This window comes from Flavobacterium sp. R1_16, assembly GCF_057652095.1.
Genome location: NZ_JBYFCG010000003.1, coordinates 313,581 through 340,510, shown reverse-complemented (window position 1 = coordinate 340,510; position 26,930 = coordinate 313,581). Strand labels below are relative to the sequence as shown.

Below are 26,930 nucleotides of genomic sequence, written 5' to 3'. Positions count from 1 at the left end.
CAGCCTCCTTCTTTTTAATATATACGATATTATAAATGTATCACTTCTCCATAAGCATCTGCAACAGCTTCCATGACAGCTTCACTCATCGTTGGATGTGGATGAATAGCTTTTAATATTTCATGGCCTGTAGTTTCCAGTTTACGAGCTACAACTGCTTCTGCAATCATATCGGTAACACCGGCACCTATCATGTGGCAGCCTAACCACTCACCATATTTAGCATCAAAAATTACTTTAACAAATCCATCAGGTGTACCAGCAGCTTTCGCTTTTCCTGAGGCTGAAAAAGGGAATTTTCCAATTTTCACTTCGTATCCTTTTTCTTTAGCTTGTTTTTCAGTTAGTCCCACAGAAGCGATCTCTGGTGTGGCATAGGTACAACCTGGAATATTTCCGTAATCGATTGGGTCAACATGTAATCCTGCAATTTTTTCTACACATGTAATTCCTTCAGCAGAGGCTACGTGAGCTAATGCTGGTCCAGGTACAACATCTCCAATGGCATAATAGCCAGGGATGTTTGTTTGATAGAAATCATTCACTAAAATTTTATCTCTATCGGTAGCAATACCTACTTCTTCTAATCCAATATTTTCAATGTTGGTTTTGATTCCAACTGCAGAAAGTACAATATCAGCTTCAAGAATTTCTTCTCCTTTAGCTGTTTTTACAAATGCTTTTACTCCGCTACCAGAAGTATCAATTCTTTCTACAGAAGAGCTGGTCATGATTTTAACACCAACTTTTTTCATAGAACGTTCCATTTGTTTAGAAATATCTTCATCTTCTAATGGAACGATATTAGGTAAAAATTCAACAATAGTTACATCTGTTCCCATTGCATTATAAAAATGGGCAAACTCTAATCCAATAGCTCCAGATCCTACTACTATCATTGACTTGGGTTGAGTTGGCAAAGTCATTGCCTGGCGATATCCAATTACTTTTACACCGTCTTGAGGCAAATTTGGAAGTTCACGAGAACGAGCACCAGTAGCTATAATGATATGGTCAGCACTGAATTCAGTGACAGTTCCATCCGCTTTTTTAACATCAATTTTCTTTCCTGGTTTGAGTTTACCAAAACCATCAATGACATCAATTTTATTTTTTTTCATCAGAAATTGAACGCCTTTGCTCATTCCTTCAGCAACACCTCGGCTTCTAGAAATTACGGCATTAAAATCTTTATCGAAAGCGGCAATACTCAAACCATAATCAGATGCATGTTTCAGATAATCAAAAACTTGAGCGGATTTAAGTAAAGCTTTAGTAGGGATACAACCCCAATTCAAACAAACTCCACCTAAATTTTCTTTTTCAATCACAGCTACTTTAAAACCCAATTGAGAGGCACGAATAGCAGTAACATAACCTCCTGGACCGCTTCCTAAAACTATAATATCGTATTTCATTTTTTTATTTTATTTGTTATTTTAAAAATGCAGTTGCATGAACTCTTGTCATTTATTTAATGATTTTCGGTTGCGAATTTAAGGATTTATTATTTAATTGTTGAATTTTGAATTAGGAATTGTTTTCAACCAAGAACTGTGAGTAATACAGATTTTTATAAAATCCTTCTTCAATATTTAATAACTCAAGATGAGAACCTTGTTCTACAATCCTACCTTTATCCATAACCACTATTTTATCGGCATTTATAATAGTTGCTAGGCGATGCGCAATAACTATTGAGGTTCTACCTTTAGTAATCTTTTCTGTTGCACTTTGAATCAATTCCTCTGAATACGTATCAATAGATGATGTGGCCTCATCTAAAATTAAAATACTCGGATTGCTCACATAGGCTCTCAGAAAAGCAATTAATTGACGTTGACCAGAAGAAAGCATTACTCCTCGCTCTTTCACATTATAATCATAACCTTCTGGCAAACTCATTATGAAATCGTGAACTCCTATTTTTTTGGCTCCGTTAATAACATCTTCACGAGAAATAGCAGGATTGTTTAATGTAATATTATTTAAAATAGTATCGGCAAAAAGAAATACATCTTGCAGAACCACAGCAATTTGCTTTCGAATGGAACTCAAACTGTATTCATTAATGTTGTGCCCATCAATATAAATAGCCCCTTTACTAATTTCGTAAAAACGATTTAATAAATTAATTATCGTAGACTTTCCTGCTCCTGTGGCTCCTACAATAGCAATGGTTTGACCTGATTGCACCTCTAAATCTATACCTTTTATGACTTCTTCATTGTCAATGTAACTAAAATGGACATCTGCAAATTGAATATTCCCTTTAAATAATGGTGCTTCAATTGTTCCTGTATCTTGAATTTGATCTCTGGTATCTAAAATATCAAAAACACGATTGGCAGCAATCATTCCCATTTGCATCTCATTGAATTTATCAGCAATTTGTCGCAACGGATTAAATAGCATTCCGATGAACATGGTATAAGAAAATAAATCCCCAAAAGTGGTAAAATGATCACCGTTTAAAATTTTAATTCCACCGTAAAGCACTACAAATCCTAAGGTAAGTGAAGAAATAATATCAGCAATTGGAAAAAAAATAGAATTGTAAAGTATTGTTTTTATCCAAGCTTTATTGTGTTTTTGATTGATTTCACTAAATTTTTCAGCCTCAATATCTTCACGATTAAAAAGTTGTACGATTTTCATTCCCGTTACTCGCTCTTGTACAAAAGTGTTCATGTTTGCAATTTGCGTACGAACTTCTTCAAAAGCGAGTTGCATCTTGCGCTGAAATATTCTTGTTACAAAAACTAAGATTGGCATAGCAATAATAACTATCCAAGTAAGCTTCCAATTCATGTAAAACATAAAACCCATCACAACAAGCATTTTCATCAAATCACTAATAATCATAAAAAGCCCTTGACTGAAAATTCTAGCTATAGCCTCAATATCCGAAACCGATCGTGTTACTAATTGGCCAACTGGTGCGTTGTCATAATATTTCATGCGAAAACTCAACATATGCTTAAAAAGTTTAATACGAATGTCTTTTACAATATCCTGACCTAACCAGTTTGCCCAAAACACAAAATAAAATTGAGAAAAAACTTCCATCAAAAGCACTACTCCCATCATTGTCACATAAAACAACAAGCCTTGTGCATCATGAGTTTTAATATAACCATCCACTGTTTGTTTTAACAAATAAGGACGTACGGCTGCAAAAACTGAAAGCGAAATTGCAAATAGAATTACACCATTAAATCGTCTTTGGTAAGGTTTAGTATATTCTAAAATTCGTTTAAATACTTTTGTATCAAATGCTTTTGCCTTCATCTTTTTGTGTGAAATAGCTTTATCTTGCTATAAAAAATCATATTCTATTTTTGTTAAATACAATCCATGTGCAGGAACAGAAAACCCTGCATCATTTCGGTTTTTATTTTCAATGATTGTATTGAAATCTGTTGTAGTTATTTTATGTAAACCAACATTAATTAATGTCCCAACTATAGCTCTTACCATATTTCTGAGGAATCTATCGGCTGATATGGTAAAAATTAATTTGTTATTTTCCTTTTTCCAATATGCTTCAAAAATTTTGCAATTGAAGGTGTTTACATCAGTATTCACTTTTGAAAAACATTTAAAATCAGTATGCTGTAGTAGTATTTCTGAAGCATGATTCATTGCATGAATGTCTAACTCTTTTTGATAATACCAACTTAAATTTTCCAAAAAAACATCTTTGAAAATGTTGATATGATATTCGTAAGTTCTTTTTGTTGCATCAAATCGTGCGTGGGCATCATCATGAACAAGTATAATATCATGAATTGCAATATCTTTTGGTAAATATGAATTGAGTTTGTGAATGCTACTTTGAGTATCTATTAATTTTTCTACATCAAAATGAGCAAACATTTCCTTGGCATGAACTCCAGTATCTGTGCGACCTGCTCCCATTAAATTGATATCAAAATTCAACACAATCGAAAGTGCCTTGCTTAAAGTTTCTTGAACAGATAGAGCATTAGGCTGAATTTGCCATCCGTGATAGTGTGTACCGTTGTAAGAAAATTTGATGAAGTAGCGCAAGTACGTTTATTTTGATTGAACAAAGATACTTATTAAAATATAATTTTTAGAGTTTGAAAATACAAGAAAGTGTTAATTTGAATTAGGAATTGTAATGCCTATTTTTGTGCTTAAATAGGTCCTTTTTTATATGAAAAAAATTCTACTCCTTTCCGATACCCACAGCCACATTGATGAAACTATACTAAAATATGTTGATCAAGCTGATGAAGTGTGGCATGCTGGAGACATTGGAGACTTGGTTGTTTCTGATACTATCAAAAAGAGAAAACCATTACGAGCTGTTTATGGGAATATTGATGATGACAAAGCTCGTTTAGAATTCCCATTACACCATCGATTTTATTGCGAAGATGTTGACGTTTGGATAACACATATTGGTGGTTATCCCGGTAAATACCATCCAACTATTCGGCAAGAATTAGTAATTAATCCACCTAAATTATTCATCTGTGGACACTCACACATACTGAAAGTTCAGTTTGATAAGAAGCTAAATGTGTTACACATGAATCCCGGAGCAGCAGGCAAAAGTGGCTTTCATCAAATACGAACGATGCTTCGATTTAGTATTGATGGAGACAAAATTAAGGATTTGGAGATTATTGAAATTGAGAAACGAATTTAATTTTTCTCTTTGATGGGCAATTTTATTTGTACAAATGTTCCAGAATTTGGAGTTGAACTAATTGTAATATTTCCTTTCATATTAGATATTCGAGCACGAATTTGAGTCAATCCAAAGCCTTCATTCTTTTTGAATTTATTCGTAGTAAAACCTATACCATTATCTTCTATAGTAATAATAAGATCCTCTTTATCTTCAGTCAGATCTATTCTTGCATTACTTGCTTGACTATGTTTTAAAATATTATTGAATAGCTCTGTAATGATAAAATAAATTTTTGTCTCATAATCTTCATCGTATCGTTTTGTTAAATCGACATTACTGGAATATTCAAATTGCATTATTGCATTAGAATTTTTTTCGCACAAATCCTGAATTGCATAAAACAACCCAAATTTTGCCAAAAGTGTTGGCAACAACTCATGTGATAAATTTCTAATTTCGTCGTGAACATCTTTGAGTATTAGTCTGGTCTTGGTAATTTCCTCTGCTTCTATATTTTTAGTAGCCGAAAATGCAAATAAATGCAAGCCTGCAGATGATAGTTTTGCGCTGATGTTATCATGTAAAAATGCAGCTATTTTTTTTCGCTCTAATTCTTGTCCATCAATAGTTGCATTGATAATTTTTTTTTGTAACTGACTTTGTATTTTATTGAATTTATTTTTCTGTTTAAGTTTAGAGTTTTGAAAGAAAAAATACAGCATAATAGCCGTCAAAATGCATAAGCCAATTATTATTAATAGTACTTTCTGCTTTTTTGATGCCTTTTCTTGTAATAAATATTGTTTTTGTTTGTATCCCGTTTCTACTCTTTTTAAATCTCTTTTGGTTTCATCTAACTCAAGATTTATTCCAGCTGCATTAACAGTTGTTAGTATTTCTTCATTATACAACTCATCGTTTATTTTAGAATAAATTACAAGATTTTCGTAGGCTTCTTTATACTTTCCAATTTTTACTAAAAACTTAGAATATTCCTGACAAGCAAATGACAAATCCGATTTTTCATTTCCTTTGAGTCCTAGGTTTTTTGCCTTCAAAAAATAAAAATTGGCTTTTTCATTATCATTCATGTAGCTATGATACATTCCATTGAGCATGTATAAAACTACAACAGTCGATTCATCACCAAACTTTTTATGATGAGTATTAACAAACGTTAAATAAGGAGAGCCTTCTTTGAAAAGGTTATTTTCAAAATATGCCCATGTCATATTGAGTGTTGTAAATACGATACTACTTGTATCATTTACCTTTTTAGCATATTCAATTGATTTTTTATAGAAATTAATTCCTGTTTTAAACTGCTTTTTATCAAAACAATAGATATTAGCAAGATTGTTATTTAGTTTGTTTTTTATAGTATCATTATCCGTTCGATTAGCATAAACTAGACTCTTTTTATAATAAAAAAGGGCTTTTTCGAACTGATTCAGTTCATCTACATTTGAGGCTATTATCTTGTAACAACATGCTATTAAATAATTGTCTTTAATAGCAATTGCTTGGCGTAAAACGAGTCGGGTTTTTATCAGTGATTTTTCGTATTCTCCCGCTTTGAATAATTCATTTGCTTCTTTTGCCAGTAAGGTTATTTGTTTGTGAGTAAGTATTTTTTCCTGAGCAAAACAAGGAATGCTAAAAGGATTTAGCACAAACAGCAGAAAAAAAATAAAGCACTTTTTAATCATAAAGAGTTCTTCTGGGATATTAAAAACACTAAATATACAATTAATTAGCTTTGAAGAAATTAACTTAAGAATTGGAATGAACCTAAATATTCTTTTAAATTAAATTATTTTTAATAGCATATTTCACTAGACCTATGGAGCTTTTCACTTTCAATTTTTTTAATAAATTTTTACGGTGTGTTTCGACGGTGTTGGTGCTTATGAATAGTTTTTCGCTTATTTTTTTTCCACTGTATTCAAGTGCAATAAGTTTGATTATCACCAGTTCTCGCTCGGTTAAACTAACTGTAGCTGTTTGTTCTTCCTCATTATTTTCATCCTCTTGTGAGAAGGATTCAAATATCTTCTCACGCATAGTTCTACAGAAATATTCTTCACCATTTTGAACTTCATATAGCGCTTCAACAATACTCTCCGCAACACATTGCTTGGTTAAATAACCCTTTGCTCCTAATTTTATAACCTCACGAACTAATTTTAAATCATCATAACTCGAAAGAATGATAACTTTAAAATGCATTTTGGATTTTGATAACTCCTTCAATACTTGCAATCCATCTTTTTCAGGCATATTGATATCCATAACTAAGATATCCGTTTTGACGTCAATTGCATTATCAACAAGATTGACCCCATTTAATGAAAATCCAACAACTTCAAAATCGGCATTTGTTTTTATCACCGCCTTCATCCCTTCAATTAGCATTTGATGGTCGTCTGCTAAATACACTTTTATCTTTTCTTTCATTGTGGATATTTGTTTAACAAACTTAACCTAAATTTAACAGGATTCATATCACTAAATTTAGTGATTTTTCTGATAAATTATGACTATTTATACAAAAAAAGCCCGAACATCGTTCGGGCTTCTCTTCGCACTAATAAACTAAGTTTATAGGTTTATCTCAATCGATCCACAGATTTTACGAGATCTTCATCCTTTTTGATAGCTTTGTTAGCCAAAACTAAGAAAACGATAGAAATAATAGGTAGAAACATCCCAATACCTTTCTCAGAAACTACGGTTTCTCCAGATAAATTTAGTGAATGATATACAAATAATCCTAATAAAATTAAATTTAATATGATGTTCAATCTGTTGATAACAAATTGATGTTGTCGCTTTTTATAAAATAATATACTCAATAGTGATAATGAAGTGCTCAAACCAAACAAGATGATATACAATTGGTTTTCCATGAAGTAAAAGTGTTTACCATCGTTTAACGTCCATAAACGAAAAAAGAAAGGTAAAACTCCGCTTATTAGAAAAACAAAAATCAAGTAAACCGTTTGAATTCTCTGAATCATATAACCTATTTTTCTGACGCAAAAATATATTTTCTTTTTTATAAATACTATTGTATGATTAATTTTTATTCGTATTATTGCATAACAAATCGTAAGTACTTCATTTTACGAATAGTTCCTAAAGAATAAATACACTACTCATTTATATCGTATTCCACATCAACTAAATTCAAATAACATTCATGTTTGATATTTCTGTATTAAAAGAAATGAAGCTTTCTGAGCTTCAAGAAATAGCTAAATTAGCTACAACTATAAAAATTAATGGCGTTAAGAAAGAAGCTTTAATTCAGCAAATTTTAGAGCACCAAAACGCAACTCAAAACGGCGACTCCGAAAAAAAAGAGCAAACTGGTACGCGTGAAGATAAACCCAAAAGAGTTCGAATTGTCTCTGAAAAAAAAGCCTCCAATCAAAAAAAATCTACTCAAACATTATTTTCTAATCCAGAAGAATCGGTAACAGATAATGTTCCAAATGTAGAAGAAAAGCAAGACGAAACTAAAAATTCATCTGCAACACCAGCTAAAGCTAAGGCTGTCAAATTTAAAAAATCAGATTACGAAAAAAAGATTGCAATACAATTAGAAAAGGCTCCAGCCTCTACTGAGTCACCCAACAAAACACCATCCAAAGAAAACATTGTTTCAGAAGAAATAGCTCCAACTGAGAATAAACTTCCTGAAAAGAAGATAAATCCTAATCAACTTCATAAAAATAACCAAAACGGGAATCCAAATCCAAACCAAACTAATTCAAACGGAAACCAAAACCCGCACGAGACCAGAGGTCGAACTGGCGAAGCAAATTTCAAGAATAAAAAAAATAATTTCAGAGATGCCGATTTTGAATTTGATGGAATTATAGAAAGCGAAGGAGTCTTAGAAATGATGCCTGATGGCTATGGTTTTTTACGATCTTCAGATTACAATTATTTGGCCTCTCCAGACGATATTTATTTATCGACTTCTCAAATACGATTATTCGGTTTAAAAACTGGCGACACTGTAAAAGGTGTAGTTCGTCCACCTAAAGAAGGTGAAAAATTCTTTCCATTAGTGCGTGTTTTAAAAATTAACGGACATGACCCTCAAGTAGTTCGTGACAGAGTTTCATTTGAGCATTTAACTCCTGTCTTCCCTACTGAAAAATTCCGATTAGCAGAGAAAGGAAGTTCTGTATCTACCCGAATCATTGATTTGTTTTCTCCTATCGGAAAAGGACAGAGAGGAATGATAGTAGCACAGCCCAAAACGGGAAAAACAATGTTGCTAAAAGACATTGCAAATGCTATTGCTGCCAATCATCCAGAAGTATACTTAATCGTATTATTAATTGACGAACGTCCAGAAGAAGTTACCGACATGCAGCGCAGTGTTCGCGGAGAAGTAATCGCTTCTACCTTTGATAGAGAACCTCAAGAGCATGTAAAAATTGCAAATATTGTTTTAGAAAAAGCAAAGAGATTGGTAGAATGCGGTCATGATGTTGTCATTCTTTTAGATTCGATAACGCGTTTAGCAAGAGCTTATAATACGGTTCAACCTGCATCTGGTAAAGTATTGAGTGGTGGTGTTGATGCTAATGCACTTCAAAAACCAAAACGTTTCTTTGGTGCCGCCCGTAATGTTGAAAATGGTGGTTCATTGAGTATTATCGCAACAGCATTGACCGAAACAGGTTCTAAAATGGATGAAGTTATTTTTGAAGAATTCAAGGGAACTGGAAATATGGAATTACAGTTGGACAGAAAAATTGCTAACAAACGTATTTTCCCAGCTATCGATTTAACGTCATCAAGCACCAGAAGAGATGATTTACTTCTTGATGAGAAAACGTTACAACGTATGTGGATTATGAGAAAATACCTTTCTGACATGAATCCTGTTGAAGCAATGGATTTTATAAACGATCGTTTCAAAAAAACCAGAAATAATGAAGAATTTTTGATTTCTATGAATGATTAAAAGTTCAAGTTTATTGTATAAAAAAAGTCCCGAAAGTATCGGGACTTTTTTTGTGGGGAGAGCAGGATTCGAACCTGCGAAGTTCACACAGCAGATTTACAGTCTGCCCTCGTTGGCCGCTTGAGTATCTCCCCTCCTAGTTAAAGAAGCATGTATATGTTTTCTTTAACGGATGCAAATATAAAAACTGTTTTGGTGTTACCAAACTATTTATCACATAATTTGTGACATAATATTTAAGCCTTTGGTATTGAATACAATAAAAAAATCCCCAATTTGGGGATTTGTTCATTATAATGATGTACTACAATTATTTTCCTAAAAGTTCAGCAATTTTTGCTTTCAAAGCTGGCCCTCTTAAATCTTTAGCAACCACTTTTCCTGAAGCATCTAAAATAAATGTTGATGGAATTTGGTTAACATTATAAGCTGTAGCAATAGGGTCTTCAAAGTCTTTTAAATTTGAAATTTGTGGCCAAGTTAGTTTGTCTTTGGCTATCGCTTCTTTCCATTTAGCAGCATCTTTGTCTAATGATACGCCAATAATAGTAAGCCCTTTTGAGTGATATTCGTTATATAAAGCTACGTTACTTGGATTTTCCATTCTACAAGGATTACACCAAGAAGCCCAAAAATCGATTATGGTTACTTTTCCTAAACTCTGTTTCAAAGAAATTGGTTTGCCGTTTGGATCGGGTGCCGTAAAATCTGGTGCAAGGCTACCAACTTCAACTGAAGCAACAGGTTTCATTAATTTATCTAGTTTGGTTTTAATTGATTTTCCGTGCTTAGTATCTTTCAATGATTTATCTAAAGCGGTATAATACTGATTGATTTTTTTAACATCTGGAATCATTTGATTGAACATTCCTTCGATGATTAAAGCAGAGATAAAAGCTTTTGGATGTGTCTTGATGTAATCTTCTGATTGTTTTGCAAATTCATCTTGAAACTTACTGTATTCTTTTCTCAATGAATTCATTACAACAGTATCATTTTTCTGTTGAGCTTCATTCATTTTTGCCATATTATCTTCCTGGAATTTCATCATCTTCTTTTGAATTTTCATTCCATTTTCTTTATAGCTAGTTAGCTCGTCATTATTGTATGTTCCAGTAACTTTGGTGATAGCAACACTATCCTTGTTTATGGTCATTTCGATATCGCCATTTTCTAGTATAAAAGGAACTTTTCCTTGTACTTTTTCTACTTGAATTAAATACAATTCTGGCTCTTTGGCTGATCCTTTAAAAACAAATTTACCATTTTCAATTTTAACAGTATCAACTGGTTTTAATTGTCCTGTCTTTTCGTCTTGAACTTCAAGAGTTACACTTTTACCATTATCGATACCTTTAATGGTACCTGAAACAATATACTCGTTTTCACCTGCTTTATTACAAGAAATTAAAACTAAAACAATAGAAAGTACTAAAAGAATTTTTTTGGTCATGTTTGAAACATTTTTACATTCGAACAGGTTCGATTTCATTTGAAATAAATTTTGGATTAGGTTTGCAAAAGTATTTAAAAATATAAGTTATATATAATTTTACGACTTAATTTTATGTTATATTTTGTTGATATGCTACTATTGTGTCTATTTGATACTAAACTAACTCCAAATAAAAAAGGATTCAGATAATTCTAAATCCTTATTAAATTAAATCCTTTTATTAACTATTCTTTAATTAGGTTTTTCTTTTGATTCATGCATCGTTCAAGATTATCTTGACAATGCTCTAATTCGTTCAAAGTAATAGTCATGTCCAGAGTGATTTTTCTTAATTCTTGTAAATCCTCAGCCCTATTGTTTTTTTGAATTTTTAGCCTGATTTCATGCAATTTGTCTTCAAGAATACCAATGGTTTCTTTTGCTTTATTTACTTGTTGCTGGTAAATTTGACAAGAATCATTCATGCTTTTATGATTTATCATTACTGTTAATCAATTCGTTTCTTATTTTTAAAATAGATTGATTATGTTCTAATTCGTATGTGGCTTTTGTGATTTTTATACTTATTCTTTTAAACTCATGTAAAAGTTCTGAATTTTTTCGATTTGCTTTTAATTTATCCTTGACTTGAGACAATTCACCCTTTAAGATGCCTATTTTTTCTGCAGCTTTCTTTATTTTTTGTTCATATATTTGAAACGCATCATCCATAAATACTTAACTAAATTTTCAAACTTAATTTAGATTCCAAATGTAATCTTTTCAGAAGTTTTGTACAATCCCTAAATTTAGTGATATTTATTATGTTTCTTATGATTGGAAAGGTGTAATTGTAATAAAAATACAATTTCGTTTTTAAATCATTATACGACTATAAAATACCGTCTTTAATTATTTTTTCTCCTCTTAATTTAGTATCTTTAATTGAAGAATTTAAAACTTACAAGCGGTTTAATTTAATTTGAAGAAATTATTATGTGGTGGAAATATGTATTTGTATTCTTAGGTGCATTCCTTTTTGATGTAGTTCCTTTTCCTTTTCCTCCAGCTTTCACTATAATGGTATTCATGCAAATTATGTTTGATTTAAACATTTGGTTAGTAATTACTGTGGGAGTTGCTGGTTCAATTTTAGGTCGATACATTCTTACACTATATATTCCTATAATAGCTGGTAAAATCTTTAAACCATCTAAAAATGAAGATGTACAATATCTAGGGAAAATTCTCAAAAATAAAGGATGGAAAAGTCAATTAGTCATTATTGCTTACTCGTTATTACCACTACCCACTACCCCACTTTTTGTAGCTGCAGGAATGGCAAATCTCAAGCCAATATACATTATTCCTGCTTTTTTTGTTGGCAAATTCACTAGTGATACAGTACTTGTATACATGGGGAAATATGGAACCGAAAATATAGATCAAGTGCTTCGTGGAGCAATTTCATGGCAGTCAATAACAAGCCTCTTTATTGGTTTATTTTTAATTTGTTCATTACTTTTTATCGATTGGAGAACTTTAGTACAAACCAAACAGTTTAGATTCAACTTTCGCATTTGGAAATAAATTCAAGAGATAAAGATTAGGATAAACTAGAAAAAAAGCAGATAATTTCGTATATTTGATAGAGGTATGTGCTTAAAAAATTAATTCATCTCTGTTATGAATAGTATTTTTAGAAGTATTGAATTATTTAAAAACTTCCTAATAGAAATTGGCGAACTTTCCTTTTTTGCGAGTCGTTTTTTTAAAGAAGCAACTAAAGCACCTTTTGAGTTTAAAGAGTTTCTTCGTCAATGTTATAATATGGGGAATCGTTCGCTTTTACTTGTTGCTGTTACAGGTTTTATTATTGGACTTGTTTTTACTCTTCAATCGAGACCTACGCTTTTAGAATTTGGTGCTGTTTCATGGATGCCTTCAATGGTAAGTATTTCCATCATTAGAGAAATTGGTCCTATTATAACTGCTTTAATTTGTGCAGGGAGAATCGGCTCAGGAATTGGAGCTGAACTTGGTTCTATGAGAGTTACTGAACAAATAGACGCCATGGAAGTATCGGGCACAAATCCATTCAAGTATTTGGTTGTCACCCGAATTTTTGCCACTACACTTATGTTACCAATATTAGTTTTTTTTGGTGATGCTATTGCAATATATGGTTCTGCACTTGTTGAAAATATTAAGGGAAATGTATCCTTTTTATTGTATTTCAACCAAGTTTTTAATAGTCTCGAGTTTAGTGATTTGATACCAACAACAATCAAAACATTTTTCTTTGGGTTTGCTATAGGATTAGTGGGTTGTTATAAAGGTTACAATTGTAAAAAAGGAACTGCTGGTGTAGGACTAGCTGCAAATTCTGCTGTTGTTTTTACGTCCATGTTGCTTTTTATTATTGACTTTGTTGCCGTTTTTGTTACTAATATTTTTTATGATGTGTAATGGATACATTCGTTTCAAATAAAAAACCCGTAATCGAAATTAAAGATTTAAAAAAGAGCTATGGTAATAATCATGTTCTAGCTGGATTTAATATGAATTTATATGAAGGAGAAAATCTAGTTATCATGGGAAAATCAGGCTCAGGAAAATCGGTAATGATAAAATGTTTGATTGGATTAGAAGAGCCCGATAGCGGATCTATTATTGTCATGGATAAAAACATTAGCCAACTCAAACATGAAGAATTAGACGATTTGAGAACAGAAGTTGGTTTTTTATTTCAAGGAAGTGCGCTATATGATTCAATGTCCGTTAGAGAAAATTTAGAATTCCCTCTAAGGCGTCACACCAAAAAATTTGGAAAAATAAAGGACACTACTCCCCTAGTTATGGAAGCATTGGAAAATGTAGGTTTAGGAAATACCATTGAATTAATGCCATCCGAACTTTCTGGAGGAATGAAACGTAGAGTAGCTCTGGCTAGAACATTGATATTATTACCTAAGATTATTTTATATGATGAGCCCACAACAGGTTTAGACCCGATAACTTCAAAAGAAATTTTGTTGTTAATGATGTCTATTCAAAAAAAATACAACACCTCTTCAATAATTATCACACATGATGTTGATTGTGCAAGGATGATTTCAAATAGAATGATTTTGCTGGTTGACGGAATTAATTATGCCGAGGGAACATTTGAAGAATTATCGAATTCTAACGATCCTAAAGTTCAAGCTTTTTTTAAATAATATTCATAATGGAAAAAACAATCTCTCAAAAAATACAACTAGGTTTATTTGTAATACTTGGTTTACTGCTATTTATACTCGCCATCTATTTCATTGGCGATAAACAAAAAATGTTTGGAAAAACAAATCATTTAATCGCTATTTTCAATAATGTAAATGGATTACAACTTGGTAACAACGTTCGTTATTCTGGGATAAATGTTGGCACTGTTCGCAACATCGAAATGATAAACGACACCGTAATAAAAATAGATATGATAATCGATGAAAGCATATTTCCTCACATCAAAAAAAATGCTGTAGCAACAATAAGTTCAGATGGATTGGTGGGTAATATGATTATTAATATCATACCAAGAAATTCAAACGCCTCTTCAGTTCAACCTGGAGATACTATTCATTCTTTGAACAGGGTTCGTACTGATGATATTTTAAGTACACTTAATGTCACTAATAAGAATGCCGCTCTCCTTACTTCAGACTTGCTGGAGATAACTAAAAAAATTAAAAACGGTAGAGGTACTTTCGGCTTACTTCTTAACGACACAATAATGAGTAATGACTTGAAACAAACTCTAAAGAATTTAAAAATAACCACGCAAGGAACTTCCGAAAGTGTCAAAAATTTAAATTTGATTATTAGCTCTTTGAATAAAAAAGAAAACGTATTAGGTGTTCTAAACGACTCTGCAACAGCAACTAAAATGAAAAAAATAGTTGTCAATCTGCATAAAACAAGCAATGAAATTGAAAAAGTGGTTAACAATCTTAACGAAACAATTCTGAATGCAAAAGATGGAAATGGAACCATCAATTATCTTTCAAATGATCCTAATCTTGTTAAAAAAATAGACACTACTATAACCAACATCAATGAGGCTAGCAAACTTTTGAATCAAGATTTAGAAGCTCTAAAGCATAGCTTCCTTTTGAAAGGCTACTTTAAAAAACAGGAAAAAGAGAAAAAGAAAAAATAAAAAAGTTGCTACAATAATTTATCAAAACGCTGTAACAAAAGTTCAAAATCATATCGTTTTCAAGCAATTTATCAAATAATCGATATCTGATTTCGAATTGAAATGACTAAACGAAATTCGTAAACTGGGTTTATTGATTTCTTCCCTAGCGAGAATTTCATCTAAAACATGAGAAGGAGTAATACTGCCTGATTGGCAAGCACTACCACGTGAAACCGCAATTCCTTTCATATCTAAATAGAATAAAATCATCGCCGTTTTATCTTCCGGGAAAGGCAACAATACATTTACAACGGTGTAGAAACCATCCTTACTTCCATTGATTTTAAAATCAGGAAATTCCATTTCGAGTTGTTCAATTAAATAGTCTTTTAATTCTAAAATATGTTTTCTATCAGTTTGTAAATTATCATAAGAAAGTTCTAAAGCTTTTGCCATACCTGCAACTTGATGCACACCCTCGGTGCCTGGACGCAACCCTTTTTCTTGTTCACCTCCAAAAAAAAGAGGTCGTAAACCCGATCTCCTTCTAATAAAAGCAAACCCAATCCCCTTAGGTCCATGGAATTTATGAGCACTTGCCACTATAAAATCAACAGGAAGTGTTTGCAAGTCAAGCTCAGTCTTTCCCACTGATTGTACTGTATCAGAATGAAATAAGGCGTTATATTGCTGGCAAATATTTCCAATTTTCTCTAGGTCTAAAACAGTTCCAATTTCGTTATTAACGTGCATTAGACTAACTAAGGTTTTCTTTTCTTGCGAAAGCAATTCTACTAAATCTGAGATATCAATTTCTCCGTTAGATTTAATAGCTACATAATCTACCTGAATATCATATTCATTTTGTAATGCTTCAACAGCATGCAATACCGCGTGATGCTCAATTTTACTGGTTATGATTCTTTTTACTTTTAAATCCTTAACCGCAGATCGAAGAATCCAATTGTTAGATTCCGTTCCGCAAGAAGTGAAAATAATTTCTTGTGAAGAACAGTTCAGTTGTTTCGCAATAGATTTTCTAGAAAGTTCCAAAATGTTTTTGGCATTTCGCCCAAAACTATGTGTTGAAGAAGGGTTTCCATAATCTTCAGTTAAAACTTTTGTCATTTCTTGAATAACTTCAGTTCTAATTTGCGTGGTAGAGGCACTATCGAGATATACTTTTTTCATTGATGCAAAGTTATAAATTTTAGCAATGCCTTCAGAATTGAATTTGATTGAGATTGTAAATTAAAATACTATTTTTGTCACAATTATAAATCGTTGAATAAGCTATACTGAGAGTCAAATTTTACATATTAATTGTGACTCATAAAAAATTTATATATGAAAAAAATTCTGCAATTATTGATTCTTGTCTTACTTTTAAATGCTTGTGATGATGGTAATGTATCAGTAGAAACCATTAATTTCAGTGATATTACAGCAAACTCTTGCGGAGAAATTATATATAAATTGAAAGATGAAGAATCCTTATTCATGAACATCCCATCAAGTCAAAATGCATTTCCAAATGACGCAACAGTTTCAGGAACTCCAAAGAAAATTCAAATAGGTGGTGATGTAACCGTAAAATATAGATTTTATAATGGTAAAGTATCTGCCGATAATATTTGCATGATAGCTGGTCCTATTACTCCAGTTGCAATTGAAGAATGGGTTGCTACCTCTGGAACCATCGAAATCACTACCACTGCTCTTTATGCAAATCCCGATGCAACTACTGGACAACGAAAAATAGTGAAATACAATCATTACATTGTTTTTAAAAATATTGTTTTTGCTAAGCCTGATGGAACAGATATAAAATATGAAACTTTTATTTTTGGAGATTATTTAACTAATGCTACATCCTTACCGTTCAGCTTTGATTCGAAATTGGTCGCTAGTTGTGCAGAAAATTCTAAAATATATAATGCAAGAAATAGTGGTATTGAAAGTTTGGTAATTGAAAATCCCGACTCAGATTTGATTCAAAATTCTGGAACAGTTACACGACCAATTGGTAGTACAACTAACAAGCTTATTTATCGTTTGTATAACACATCATTACCTACTTCACTTGTAGACTATTTTTGCGGAACAGCAACTCCAATAACACCAACAATTAAAGAAGAATGGATTGCAACGGATGGAACTATCGAAATTGTTAACACAACTTCGGGAGGTTTTTTACATACTATTAGATTGAAAAATGTTACTTTCAGTAGAGGTAATAGTACTTTTTATTACGGAAATGATATTTTATATGGTGAGCTCTTATTGCCTAACTAATTATCTACCATTTTGTTTGATGTAAACTTCAGTTGCACCTAGACCATATTTTTGATAATTAGCATCTTGAAAATTAATTTGGTCGTATCTAGCTAACATAAAATCAAGTTCTGCTTTAAGAATTCCTTCACCAACTCCGTGAATAAAAACAATTTTAGGAATTCGGTTTTTAATGGCAAATTCTATATGTCGTTTGGCAGTTTCCATTTGCAAGGTAAGAATATCATAATTACTCATTCTTTTATAATTAGGAACTAATTTTTCAATGTGCAAATCAAATTCTGGTGGCGGAATTTCACCTTTTACTTTCTTTTCTTTTACAAAACTTCTTGGCTTAGGGATTTCCTTTTCCTTTTTAATTTTATTGAAATCAATATTTCTAGTGTCGCTATTTAAGTCATTAGTATTCTGCACTTTAATCAACTCCTTAGAAGTAAATTTCATTACAAAACCATCTTCAGTTTCAATACTAATTTCATTGTTTTGAACAGATAACACAATTCCGTTTATCGCTTCATCCAAAACAGATACCTTATCACCTTTGTTAAACATTTTGATCTTCGTTATCTTGATTTTTACTTGGTGTTTTTGCACTCAATTGCATCATTCCAAACATAAAAACTGCGATGGCTAAAACTTTAACATAAACATTTCCCTGCTCCGAACTTTGTTCGTATAGAGCAACTACTATTGAGACAATCATTATTGGAATCAAGATTTTTTTCATAATTTATTTGTATCTGATTTCAAAAGTAGCAAACTTTAAAATAACGGCTTACCTATTTTTATAAATATTTTTTGTAAAATTGTATATCAAATGCTTTAGATTTTGGACATCGAAAAATACATGATTCCCTGCGTAAACAAGAAACTATTTGGTGTAGAATGTTTAGGTTGTGGCACACAAAGGGCACTTTTATTACTCCTTAGAGGAGAATTTAATGCAGCCTTTCATATGTTTCCAGCTATTTTTACTACAATATTATTTTTTGGAGTTCTTGGTTTGCATTTTATTGACAAAAGTAGAAATTACCACAAAATCATTGTCAGCCTAGCAATTATTAATGCCGTGATTATGATTGTTTCCTATATTTACAAAATGACTAACCTTTAAATACCTTCTTTACTTATGAAAAAGCAAAAATTACCAAACGCATCAGCAGTACTAATATTAGGAATATGTTCTATAGTAACTTGTTGTTGCTATGGTATAATAGGTTTGATTTTGGGAATTGTTGCCATAATTTTGGCTAAAAAAGACATCCAATTATACAATGAAAATCCCGAAGTCTACGATGGATACTCTAATTTAAATACGGGTAAAATATTGGCTATTATCGGAATTATTTTAAGTTCTATATATTTACTATTTACCATCTATATATTTGCAGTAGTTGGAGAGGATGGTATGAAAGATTTTCAACAAAATTTACTTGAGAAAATTAAACAGCAAGAGGAACAATAAAACTAATACATATAAAAAAAGGGAAAAATTGAGTTTTCCCTTTTTTTATTTTAAATAAAGACTACTACTTTATAAATTCAATTTTTTGAGCTTCTTCGGCATTAATACTGTCAAAAAATCCTTGTTCATTCATCCAATCATCACTAAACACCTTGCTCATGTATCGTGAACCGTGATCTGGAAATATGGCAATTACATTACTATTTTTATCAAATTCTCCTTCAGCCGCATATTGCTTAATAGCTTGTAAAACTGCACCTGACGTATATCCCACAAAAAGACCTTCTTTTTTTACTATTTCTCTAGTACTATGAGCACTTTCTTCATCGGTCACTTTCATAAAATAGTCAATAGCATCGAAATCAGTTGCTGTTGGAATTAAATTCTTCCCTAAACCTTCTATTCTGTAAGGGTATATTTCGTTGTTATCAAACTCTTTTGTTTCATGATATTTTTTTAAAACTGAACCAAAAGCGTCAACACCTAAAATTCTAATATTTGGATTTTGTTCTTTTAAATATTTTGCAGTTCCTGAGATTGTTCCGCCAGTTCCACTACAAGCTACTAGGTGTGTAATTTTACCTCCAGTTTGTTTCCAAATCTCTGGACCAGTAGAATTATAATGAGCATCAATGTTTAGTTGATTAAAATATTGATTGATGTAAACTGAACCTTTAGTTTCTTCGTGCAGGCGTTTTGCAACACTATAATATGATCTTTCATCATCTGCAGAAACATGGGCAGGACAAACATATACCTTGGCACCGAGACTTCGGAGCATGTCTATTTTGTCTTTTGAAGATTTTGAGCTAACTGCCAAAATGCAATTATAACCTTTTATAATGCTTACCATGGCTAAACTAAAACCTGTATTTCCAGATGTGGTTTCTATGATAGTATCGCCTGGAGTAAGAATGCCTTTTCGTTCAGCTTCCTCTAATATGAATAATGCAATTCTATCTTTAGTTGAATGACCTGGATTAAATGCTTCCACTTTTGCATAAAAGTTACCTTCTAAATTTTCGGTAACTCTGTTGAGTTTTATAAGTGGCGTGTTACCAATTAATTCCAAGACATTATTGTAGGCTTTTATTTCTTCTTTCATAAAAAAATAGTTAATCAAGGCATCATTTTTAAAAAGTACTGACCTCAAAACCTTGCAAATTTAACAAAAAAAATTCTAATTCACTTTAATTCTTTCTAAATCTACTAAAAAACTAAATTCTTTTGCTAATTCCTTAAGCGCTTCAAACCGCCCTGATGCGCCTCCGTGACCAGCATCCATATTTGTATTTAAAAAAAGTAAGTTATCATTTGTTTTCAACATCCTTAATTTTGCAACCCATTTTGCTGGTTCCCAATACTGTACTTGTGAGTCATGCAAACCTGTCGAAACATACATATTAGGATATGCCTGTGATTTTACATTATCATAAGGAGAATACGATCTCATGTAATCATAATATTTTTTAACATTTGGATTTCCCCACTCATCATATTCTCCTGTTGTTAATGGAATACTATCATCCAGCATAGTGGTCATAACATCTACAAAGGGAACTTGAGCAATTACTCCATTGTATAATTCCGGTGCCATGTTTACTATAGCCCCCATTAGTAGTCCTCCTGCGGAACCGCCTTCGGCGTATAAATGCTTTGGAGACGTATATTTTTGTTCTATTACAAACTTTGAGCAATCAATAAAATCGGTAAATGTGTTTTTCTTTTTTAATAATTTACCGTCTTCATACCACTGTCTTCCCAAATCTTCACCGCCTCTAATGTGTGCTATGGCGAATATAAAGCCTCTATCCAAAAGTGATAATCGTGTTGATGAGAAATAAGGGTCCATCGAAATTCCATAGGATCCATAAGCATAGAGCAATAATGGATTTGTACCGTCTTTTTTAAGCTCTTTTCGGTAAACCATAGAAATAGGAACTTTTGTGCCATCGGTTGCAGTTGCCCAGATGCGTTCTTCAATGTAATTGTTTTTATCAAATTTTCCACCAAGAACTTCTTGCTCTTTTTTAATTTCCTTGGTTTTGGTTTTCATATTGAAATCAATAACTGAGGATGGAGTTGCCAGAGATTGATAACCATATCGCAAAATTTCAGTATCAAAATCTACATTAGTAGAAGTATAGGCAGTGTAGGTCTCACTCTCAAAAGGAAGATAGTACTCCCCTTTTCCACTCCATGGCCTGATTTGAATTTTATTCAGACCATTACTACGCTCTGTAACGACCAAATATTCTTTGAAAATTTCTATATCTTCAATCAAAACATCTTTTCTGTGCGGAATTAAATCGGTCCAATTCTCTTTAGATGTATTGGTTTCTGGAGTTTTCATCAATTTAAAATTGATAGCTTTGTCTTTATTGGTTAAAATATAAAAGCTATCTCCATAGTGTGAAATACTATATTCTAAACCTCGAACTCTTTTTTGAAAAACTTTAAATTGACTGTCAGGCTCATCCGCTAAAAGTATTCTGGACTCTGTTGTTAACGTACTTGATGCTTCAATAACAATATATTTTTTAGATTTTTCTTTGGAAACAGAGACATTAAAAGTATCATCTTTTTCAAAATAGACCAATTCATCTTTTGAGGAATCAGTTCCTAATTTATGTTTGTAAACTTTATCAGAGCGTAAGGTTTTTGGGTCTTGTTTGGTGTAAAAAATAGTTTTGTTATCATTTGCCCAAGTAGAATTTCCTGAAGTGTTTAGAATTTTATCCGATAGAATTTCTCCGGTTACTAAATTTTTAACTTGTAAAGTATAAATACGTCTTCCTATAGTATCTAATGCAAATGTTGCAAACTGATTGTCCATACTAATAGAGATACCGCTCAATTGAAAGTACTTTTGACCTTTTGCCATTTCATTGCAGTTGAACATGATTTCTTCCTTAGCATCAAGACTCCCCTTCTTTCTGGAATAGATTGGGTAATCATTTCCCTTTTCGAAACGAGTGATATAGTAGTAACCGTTGTACAGATAGGGAACTGATGCATCATCTTCTTTGATGCGGCTTTTCATTTCCTCAAATAATTCTTTTTGAAACGCTTTTGAATCTGCAGTTACAGTATTATAGTAATCGTTTTCTTTATTGAGATATTCTATAACTTCTGGATTTTCTCTGTCGTTTAACCAAAAATAATTATCAATTCTAATATCTCCATGTTTTTCTAAAGTGGTAGGAATAATTTTAGCAAGGGGTGCTTTTATTTTTTCAGTCATTTGTTGAGCATTTGTCATAATGGATGTGCATGCAAAAATAGCATAAAGACTTCTTACGATTAATTTATTTCTCATTAAAATTTAATTGAATATTACCCTGCAATATAGTAATTTTACGGTTCAATTTTAAATTATTATTATGGATTTAATGGGAATGATGGGAAAACTGAAAGAAACCCAGCAAAAAATAGAAGATACTAAAAAAAGATTGGATACTGTTTTGATTGACGAACAAAGCAATGACAGTTTATTAAAAGTAACATTAACCGCCAATCGAAAAATAAAGTCCATTTCAATTGATGATGCCTTATTAGAAGACAAAGAGCAATTGGAAGATTATTTAATTTTAGTTTTAAACAAAGCTATCGAAAAAGCATCCAATGTCAATCAAGCAGAATTAGATGCTGTTGCAAAAATGGATATGCCAATGATTCCCGGAATGGATCAATTGTTTAAGTAAAAACACAAAACACAGATTTCACAAATTTACGCAGACCAATTAGTGTGAATCGGTGAAATTTGTGTTTAAAATTGTAATCTATTGCTTTAAACTGTAAATCGTTATTTAACAACAATTCTCTCAAAGGTCTCCAAAACATAACTATGCATAACCTCACGGTAATCTAAATGAGTTACCATTCTTAATTTTCCATGACCCATTGAACTGATATGTATATTACGCTCTTTTAATTTTTCAACAAATAGATTTTCGTCAAATCCTTCTTTCAATGAAAATATTAGAATATTAGTTTCTACTGGTTCTACTTTTGCTACCCAAGGCAACTTAGAAAGAACTGCTCCTAATTCTTTTGCTCTACGATGATCATCTGTTAGCCTATTGATGTTATTATCTAATGCATAAATACCTGCGGCTGCTAAGTAGCCAACTTGTCGCATTCCACCACCCAAAATTTTTCTAATTCGCAAAGCGCGATGAATAGTCTTTGCATCAGAAATTAAAAGCGAACCTATAGGTGCTCCTAATCCTTTTGACAAGCAAACAGAAATCGTGTCGAAAATCTTCCCATATTCAACTGGATTATCATTGGTGGCAACCAAAGCATTCCATATTCTGGCGCCATCTAAATGAAATTTCAAATTGTGCGCATCGCACACTTTTTTGATTCGTTTCAATTCCTCAAAATCATAACAAGCTCCACCACCCTTATTAGTAGTGTTTTCAACACAAACCAAACTTGTTAAAGGACTATGGTAAAATTCAGGATTGTTAATTGCAACTGTAACTTGTTCTGCAGTAATCATTCCCCTATTTCCATCCAAAAGACAACAAGAAACACCACTGTTAAAAGAAGCACCGCCTCCTTCATAATTATATACATGCGCCCATTTATCAGCAATTAGTTGTTCTCCGGGTTGAGTATGCAATTTAATTGCCGTTTGATTTGCCATAGTTCCTGAAGGGAAAAATAGGGCTGCTTCCATTCCGAACATATTTGCTACTTTAGCCTCCAAGTCAATCACGGTTGGGTCTTGTTTGTAAACATCATCCCCTACTTTGGCATTGAACATGTAGCGCAACATTTCCTCAGTAGGCTTGGTTACGGTATCACTAACTAAATTTATTTCCATTATCTAAAAACTATGTCTTATTTTTGTGGTTCAAAATTACATAATTTATGACAACTACCGAACAAATAAAAGGTATTGTAGAACGCCTTGGTGCGTTGAGGAGGTATCTTTGACGTTGATGCCAAACTAATTGAAATTACTAACGAAGAAGAAAAAACACTCGCTCCTGATTTTTGGAATAATCCGAAGGAAGCCGAAATCTATATCAAGAATCTTCGCTCAAAAAAAAAATGGGTTGAAGATTACAACAAAGCAGTCGATATGACTGACGAATTGCAACTAGCCTTTGAATTCTATAAGGAAGGTGAACTTACCGCAGAGGAATTAGACGAACAATTTCGAATTACTAATGCCCATATCGAAGATATCGAATTTAAAAATATGTTGTCTGACGAGGGTGATAACCTGAGTGCTGTTCTGCAAATAACAGCTGGTGCAGGTGGAACAGAAAGTTGTGATTGGGCCTCAATGCTGATGCGTATGTATTTAATGTGGGCTGAAAAATCAGGGTATAAAATACGTGAACTCAATTACCAAGAAGGTGATGTTGCAGGAATAAAAACCGTTACTCTGGAGTTTGAGGGCGAATATGCTTTCGGCTATTTAAAAGGGGAAAATGGAGTACATCGACTGGTTCGTATTTCTCCTTTTGATAGTAATGCCAAGCGTCATACATCATTTGCTTCTGTTTATGTATATCCTTTGGTAGATGATAGCATTGAAATTGAAATTAATCCTGCTGATATCGAAATTACTACTTCTCGCTCCAGTGGTGCTGGAGGTCAAAATGTCAATAAAGTAGAAACAAAAGTACAATTAGTCCACAAACCTACAGGTATTCAGATTCAGTGTTCGGAAACACGTTCGCAACAAGATAATAGACAACGTGCTATGCAAATGTTGCGTTCACAACTATATGAAATTGAATTAAAAAAACAGCAAGAACAAAGAGCCGATATCGAAGCTGGTAAAATGAAAATTGAATGGGGCTCCCAAATTAGAAATTACGTCATGCATCCTTATAAATTAGTCAAAGATGTGAGAACGGGCTACGAATCCAGTAATGTAGAAGGAGTTATGAATGGCGAAATTGACGACTTCCTGAAAGCTTTTCTTATGATGATGGGACAAAAAAGCGAAGATTAAATCCAAAATCTATTTCTAAAAGTAATGTTAAAGAACTTTCCAAAAGAAGGTTCTTTTATTTTATAAAACAAATCTTACTTTACTACAACGAGGTAGTAGATTTTTTTGCAAAAAAAGACGGTTTTTTATCTATTTTTCATGTTTTCACTAGTTTAAAATTAATATTATCTTTTAAATTTGTTTGTATGTTAACTTTAAAAATAAAGTAAAAATGAGTAAAACACTACCTGAAAAATACAAACATCCTTATGCATTTAACAAAAAATACAGCAAACCAGCTGCTTATTTTTCAATGGAATTTGCAATTGATCAATCGTTAAAAATATATTCTGGAGGACTAGGTTTTTTAGCAGGTTCTCATATGAGAAGTGCTTATGATTTAAAACAGAATCTAATCGGTATTGGCATTCTTTGGAAAAAAGGATATTATGACCAATACAGAAAAGAAGACCTATCAATGGGTGTTCTTTTTCAAGAAAAAATCTATCATTTCCTTGAAGAAACCAATATCAAGTTTACCATAAAAATTAACAATCATGATGTTTGGGTTACGGCTTATTATTTGAATCCAAAAACATTTGGAACTGTACCAATGTTTTTCCTTTCAACTGATTTGCCTGAGAATGATTATCTAGCTAAGTCGACTACTTTCAAATTATACGATTCTGACCCAATTGCCAAAATAGCTCAAACCATGGTTCTGGGATTAGGTGGTGCCAAATTATTGGATGCTTTGGATTATGATCCAGATATTTATCATTTAAACGAAGCGCATGCTTTATCATGTGTGTTTCACTTGTACAACAAATACAATGATGTAGAAGCTATCAAGAAAAAAATGGTGTTTACTACTCATACACCTGAAGAAGCTGGTAATGAAAAACATGACATTAATTTGCTACATTCTTTGAGTTTCTTTGATGGAATTCCATTAGAAAAAGTTAGAGAAATAACAGGAATTTATGACAATACCTTCAATCATACTTTGGTAGGATTACGATTGAGTCATTATGCCAATGGTGTTTCTAAACTTCACGGTGAAGTTTCAAGAGATATGTGGAAAGACTTTTCAGGAATTTGTCCAATAACTCACATCACTAATGCACAAAACAAAAAATATTGGGCAGATGCTTGGTTAGATGAAGCATTACAAAACAAAGACAGAGAAGCTCTAATCAAAAGAAAAACAAGATTAAAATCGAAACTTTTTGATGTTGTAGCCGATCAAACAGGGAAATTATTCGACCCAAAAATTCTAACTATTGTTTGGGCGAGACGATTTGCAGAATACAAAAGACCTGATTTGATTACAAGAGATTACAATCGCTTTATCAAATTATTGTCTAATACCGATAAACCCGTTCAGATTATTTTTGCTGGAAAGCCCTACCCTATGGATTTTGGTGCTATTCATAATTTTGATAATCTAACACACATCAGTAAGAATATTAAAAACATGGCGGTTCTAACAGGTCATGAATTGAAATTGTCCCGTCAATTAAAAGAAGGTGCCGATATTTGGTTGAACAATCCTAGAGTTACTAGAGAAGCTTCTGGAACATCAGGTATGACTGCAGCGATGAATGGAGCGATTAATTTTTCTACCAACGATGGTTGGGTTCGAGAGTTTAAAGATATGAACAAAACGCAGAATTCTTTTGTATTACCAATTGTAGATCATACTTTACCTGCTTACCAACAAGACCAAATGGATTTGGACAATCTATATGAAATGTTGGAAAAAGAAATCCTTCCTTTGTATTACAACAAACCAAAGAAATGGTGGGATTTGGTGGAAACAAGTATGAAACAAGTTGTTCCGTTCTTTGATTCCGATAGAATGGCGGATGAATATTATACTAAGATGTACAAATAAATTAAAATAGAAAAAGCTCATTGTGAAATGAGCTTTTTTGTTTCTT

Annotated in this window: 27 protein-coding genes and 1 tRNA gene; 12 read left to right on the top strand and 16 right to left on the bottom strand. The window is 32.2% G+C overall.

The genetic code is table 11. The features are described from left to right. Window positions 1-29: 29 nt before the first annotated feature. The 3 genes from lpdA to truA form a co-directional block, all read right to left on the bottom strand. The gene (lpdA, locus tag AC23L6_RS07720; protein ID WP_487561252.1) at window positions 30-1,418 is read right to left on the bottom strand and encodes a dihydrolipoyl dehydrogenase; all 1,389 of its coding nucleotides are present in this window, start codon (window positions 1,416-1,418) and stop codon (window positions 30-32) included. A gap of 112 nt (window positions 1,419-1,530) precedes the next feature. Continuing rightward, window positions 1,531-3,291, bottom strand: coding sequence for an ABC transporter ATP-binding protein (locus AC23L6_RS07715; protein WP_487561253.1), 1,761 nt, complete (start codon window positions 3,289-3,291; stop codon window positions 1,531-1,533). A gap of 27 nt (window positions 3,292-3,318) precedes the next feature. Next, a complete protein-coding gene (gene truA, locus AC23L6_RS07710) occupies window positions 3,319-4,053 on the bottom strand; it encodes a tRNA pseudouridine(38-40) synthase TruA (RefSeq protein ID WP_487561254.1) in 735 nt (244 codons plus the stop codon). A gap of 130 nt (window positions 4,054-4,183) precedes the next feature. On the opposite strand from truA, the gene AC23L6_RS07705 reads away from it, so the two are divergent. Beyond that, a complete protein-coding gene (locus tag AC23L6_RS07705) occupies window positions 4,184-4,681 on the top strand; it encodes a metallophosphoesterase family protein (protein ID WP_487561255.1) in 498 nt (165 codons plus the stop codon). Here AC23L6_RS07705 and AC23L6_RS07700 read toward each other — a convergent pair. The 3 genes from AC23L6_RS07700 to AC23L6_RS07690 all read right to left on the bottom strand — a co-directional run bounded on the left by AC23L6_RS07700 (window position 4,678) and on the right by AC23L6_RS07690 (window position 7,686). Continuing rightward, the gene (locus AC23L6_RS07700; protein ID WP_487561256.1) at window positions 4,678-6,375 is read right to left on the bottom strand and encodes a sensor histidine kinase; all 1,698 of its coding nucleotides are present in this window, start codon (window positions 6,373-6,375) and stop codon (window positions 4,678-4,680) included. The two genes, AC23L6_RS07705 and AC23L6_RS07700, sit on opposite strands and share 4 nt — an antisense overlap. 94 nt (window positions 6,376-6,469) lie before the next feature. After that, entirely contained in the window at window positions 6,470-7,123 is a 654-nt protein-coding gene (locus tag AC23L6_RS07695; protein WP_487561257.1) for a response regulator, read from the bottom strand. 152 nt (window positions 7,124-7,275) lie between these two features. Next, window positions 7,276-7,686, bottom strand: a complete 411-nt coding sequence (locus AC23L6_RS07690; RefSeq protein WP_487561258.1) for a DUF4293 family protein — start codon at window positions 7,684-7,686, stop codon at window positions 7,276-7,278. Window positions 7,687-7,868: 182 nt separating this feature from the next. On the opposite strand from AC23L6_RS07690, the gene rho reads away from it, so the two are divergent. Further along, entirely contained in the window at window positions 7,869-9,653 is a 1,785-nt protein-coding gene (rho, locus tag AC23L6_RS07685) for a transcription termination factor Rho (protein ID WP_487561259.1), read from the top strand. A gap of 53 nt (window positions 9,654-9,706) precedes the next feature. Here the strand turns inward: rho and AC23L6_RS07680 are convergent. From AC23L6_RS07680 to AC23L6_RS07665, 4 genes are all read right to left on the bottom strand, one after another. Continuing rightward, window positions 9,707-9,787, bottom strand: a tRNA-Tyr gene (locus AC23L6_RS07680). Between the two features lie 176 nt (window positions 9,788-9,963). After that, window positions 9,964-11,145 (bottom strand): redoxin domain-containing protein, encoded by a 1,182-nt coding sequence (locus AC23L6_RS07675; RefSeq protein WP_487561261.1) that lies wholly within the window; start codon window positions 11,143-11,145, stop codon window positions 9,964-9,966. 188 nt (window positions 11,146-11,333) lie between these two features. Next, window positions 11,334-11,573, bottom strand: a complete 240-nt coding sequence (locus AC23L6_RS07670; protein WP_487561262.1) for a hypothetical protein — start codon at window positions 11,571-11,573, stop codon at window positions 11,334-11,336. 4 nt (window positions 11,574-11,577) lie between these two features. Further along, window positions 11,578-11,820 (bottom strand): hypothetical protein, encoded by a 243-nt coding sequence (locus AC23L6_RS07665; RefSeq protein ID WP_487561263.1) that lies wholly within the window; start codon window positions 11,818-11,820, stop codon window positions 11,578-11,580. A gap of 264 nt (window positions 11,821-12,084) precedes the next feature. Between AC23L6_RS07665 and AC23L6_RS07660 the strand changes: the two genes are divergently transcribed. The 4 genes from AC23L6_RS07660 (at window position 12,085) to AC23L6_RS07645 (ending at window position 15,286) form a co-directional block, all read left to right on the top strand. Further along, window positions 12,085-12,678 (top strand): hypothetical protein, encoded by a 594-nt coding sequence (locus AC23L6_RS07660; protein WP_487561264.1) that lies wholly within the window; start codon window positions 12,085-12,087, stop codon window positions 12,676-12,678. Between the two features lie 96 nt (window positions 12,679-12,774). Then, the gene (locus tag AC23L6_RS07655; RefSeq protein WP_487561265.1) at window positions 12,775-13,557 is read left to right on the top strand and encodes an MlaE family ABC transporter permease; all 783 of its coding nucleotides are present in this window, start codon (window positions 12,775-12,777) and stop codon (window positions 13,555-13,557) included. After that, a complete protein-coding gene (locus AC23L6_RS07650) occupies window positions 13,557-14,309 on the top strand; it encodes an ABC transporter ATP-binding protein (RefSeq protein ID WP_487561266.1) in 753 nt (250 codons plus the stop codon). The genes AC23L6_RS07655 and AC23L6_RS07650 overlap by 1 nt, the downstream gene beginning before the upstream one ends. An 8-nt stretch (window positions 14,310-14,317) precedes the next feature. Beyond that, window positions 14,318-15,286, top strand: a complete 969-nt coding sequence (locus AC23L6_RS07645; RefSeq protein WP_487561267.1) for an MlaD family protein — start codon at window positions 14,318-14,320, stop codon at window positions 15,284-15,286. A 48-nt stretch (window positions 15,287-15,334) separates the two neighbouring features. Here AC23L6_RS07645 and AC23L6_RS07640 read toward each other — a convergent pair whose 3' ends face one another. Beyond that, window positions 15,335-16,459, bottom strand: coding sequence for a cysteine desulfurase family protein (locus AC23L6_RS07640; RefSeq protein WP_487561268.1), 1,125 nt, complete (start codon window positions 16,457-16,459; stop codon window positions 15,335-15,337). A gap of 156 nt (window positions 16,460-16,615) precedes the next feature. Here AC23L6_RS07640 and AC23L6_RS07635 point away from each other — a divergent pair, with 156 nt between their 5' ends. Beyond that, window positions 16,616-17,563 (top strand): hypothetical protein, encoded by a 948-nt coding sequence (locus AC23L6_RS07635; protein ID WP_487561269.1) that lies wholly within the window; start codon window positions 16,616-16,618, stop codon window positions 17,561-17,563. Here AC23L6_RS07635 and AC23L6_RS07630 read toward each other — a convergent pair whose 3' ends face one another. Then, on the bottom strand, window positions 17,564-18,115 hold the full coding sequence (locus tag AC23L6_RS07630; RefSeq protein ID WP_487561270.1) for a Smr/MutS family protein: 552 nt from the start codon (window positions 18,113-18,115) through the stop codon (window positions 17,564-17,566). Further along, entirely contained in the window at window positions 18,108-18,290 is a 183-nt protein-coding gene (locus AC23L6_RS07625) for a hypothetical protein (RefSeq protein ID WP_487561271.1), read from the bottom strand. Before AC23L6_RS07625 ends, AC23L6_RS07630 begins: the two co-directional genes overlap by 8 nt. A 102-nt stretch (window positions 18,291-18,392) precedes the next feature. Between AC23L6_RS07625 and AC23L6_RS07620 the strand changes: the two genes are divergently transcribed. Both AC23L6_RS07620 and AC23L6_RS07615 read left to right on the top strand, forming a co-directional pair. Next, window positions 18,393-18,677 (top strand): DUF2752 domain-containing protein, encoded by a 285-nt coding sequence (locus tag AC23L6_RS07620; protein WP_487561272.1) that lies wholly within the window; start codon window positions 18,393-18,395, stop codon window positions 18,675-18,677. Window positions 18,678-18,692: 15 nt separating this feature from the next. Beyond that, window positions 18,693-19,028: a CCC motif membrane protein gene (locus AC23L6_RS07615; RefSeq protein WP_487561273.1), complete on the top strand. Its 336-nt coding sequence runs from the start codon at window positions 18,693-18,695 to the stop codon at window positions 19,026-19,028. 64 nt (window positions 19,029-19,092) lie between these two features. Here AC23L6_RS07615 and capA read toward each other — a convergent pair whose 3' ends face one another. Both capA and AC23L6_RS07605 read right to left on the bottom strand, forming a co-directional pair. Then, window positions 19,093-20,133, bottom strand: coding sequence for a cysteate synthase (gene capA / locus AC23L6_RS07610; RefSeq protein ID WP_487561274.1), 1,041 nt, complete (start codon window positions 20,131-20,133; stop codon window positions 19,093-19,095). A gap of 75 nt (window positions 20,134-20,208) precedes the next feature. Continuing rightward, complete coding sequence (locus AC23L6_RS07605) at window positions 20,209-22,272, bottom strand: S9 family peptidase (RefSeq protein WP_487561594.1); 2,064 nt, start codon at window positions 22,270-22,272, stop codon at window positions 20,209-20,211. Between the two features lie 139 nt (window positions 22,273-22,411). Here AC23L6_RS07605 and AC23L6_RS07600 point away from each other — a divergent pair, with 139 nt between their 5' ends. Continuing rightward, complete coding sequence (locus AC23L6_RS07600) at window positions 22,412-22,732, top strand: YbaB/EbfC family nucleoid-associated protein (RefSeq protein ID WP_487561275.1); 321 nt, start codon at window positions 22,412-22,414, stop codon at window positions 22,730-22,732. Window positions 22,733-22,833: 101 nt separating this feature from the next. Here the strand turns inward: AC23L6_RS07600 and AC23L6_RS07595 are convergent, their stop codons facing one another. Continuing rightward, entirely contained in the window at window positions 22,834-23,862 is a 1,029-nt protein-coding gene (locus tag AC23L6_RS07595; RefSeq protein ID WP_487561276.1) for a threonine aldolase family protein, read from the bottom strand. 47 nt (window positions 23,863-23,909) lie between these two features. Between AC23L6_RS07595 and prfB the strand changes: the two genes are divergently transcribed. Together prfB and glgP are read left to right on the top strand one after the other, a co-directional pair. Further along, window positions 23,910-25,008 (top strand): peptide chain release factor 2 gene (gene prfB / locus AC23L6_RS07590; protein ID WP_487561277.1). Its coding sequence is split into 2 segments (ribosomal slippage): window positions 23,910-23,972 and window positions 23,974-25,008, totalling 1,098 coding nucleotides; the frame shifts between segments, so codons are not numbered across the junction. Between the two features lie 211 nt (window positions 25,009-25,219). Beyond that, the gene (gene glgP / locus AC23L6_RS07585) at window positions 25,220-26,884 is read left to right on the top strand and encodes an alpha-glucan family phosphorylase (protein WP_487561278.1); all 1,665 of its coding nucleotides are present in this window, start codon (window positions 25,220-25,222) and stop codon (window positions 26,882-26,884) included. The last annotated feature ends 46 nt before the right edge of the window (window positions 26,885-26,930 follow it).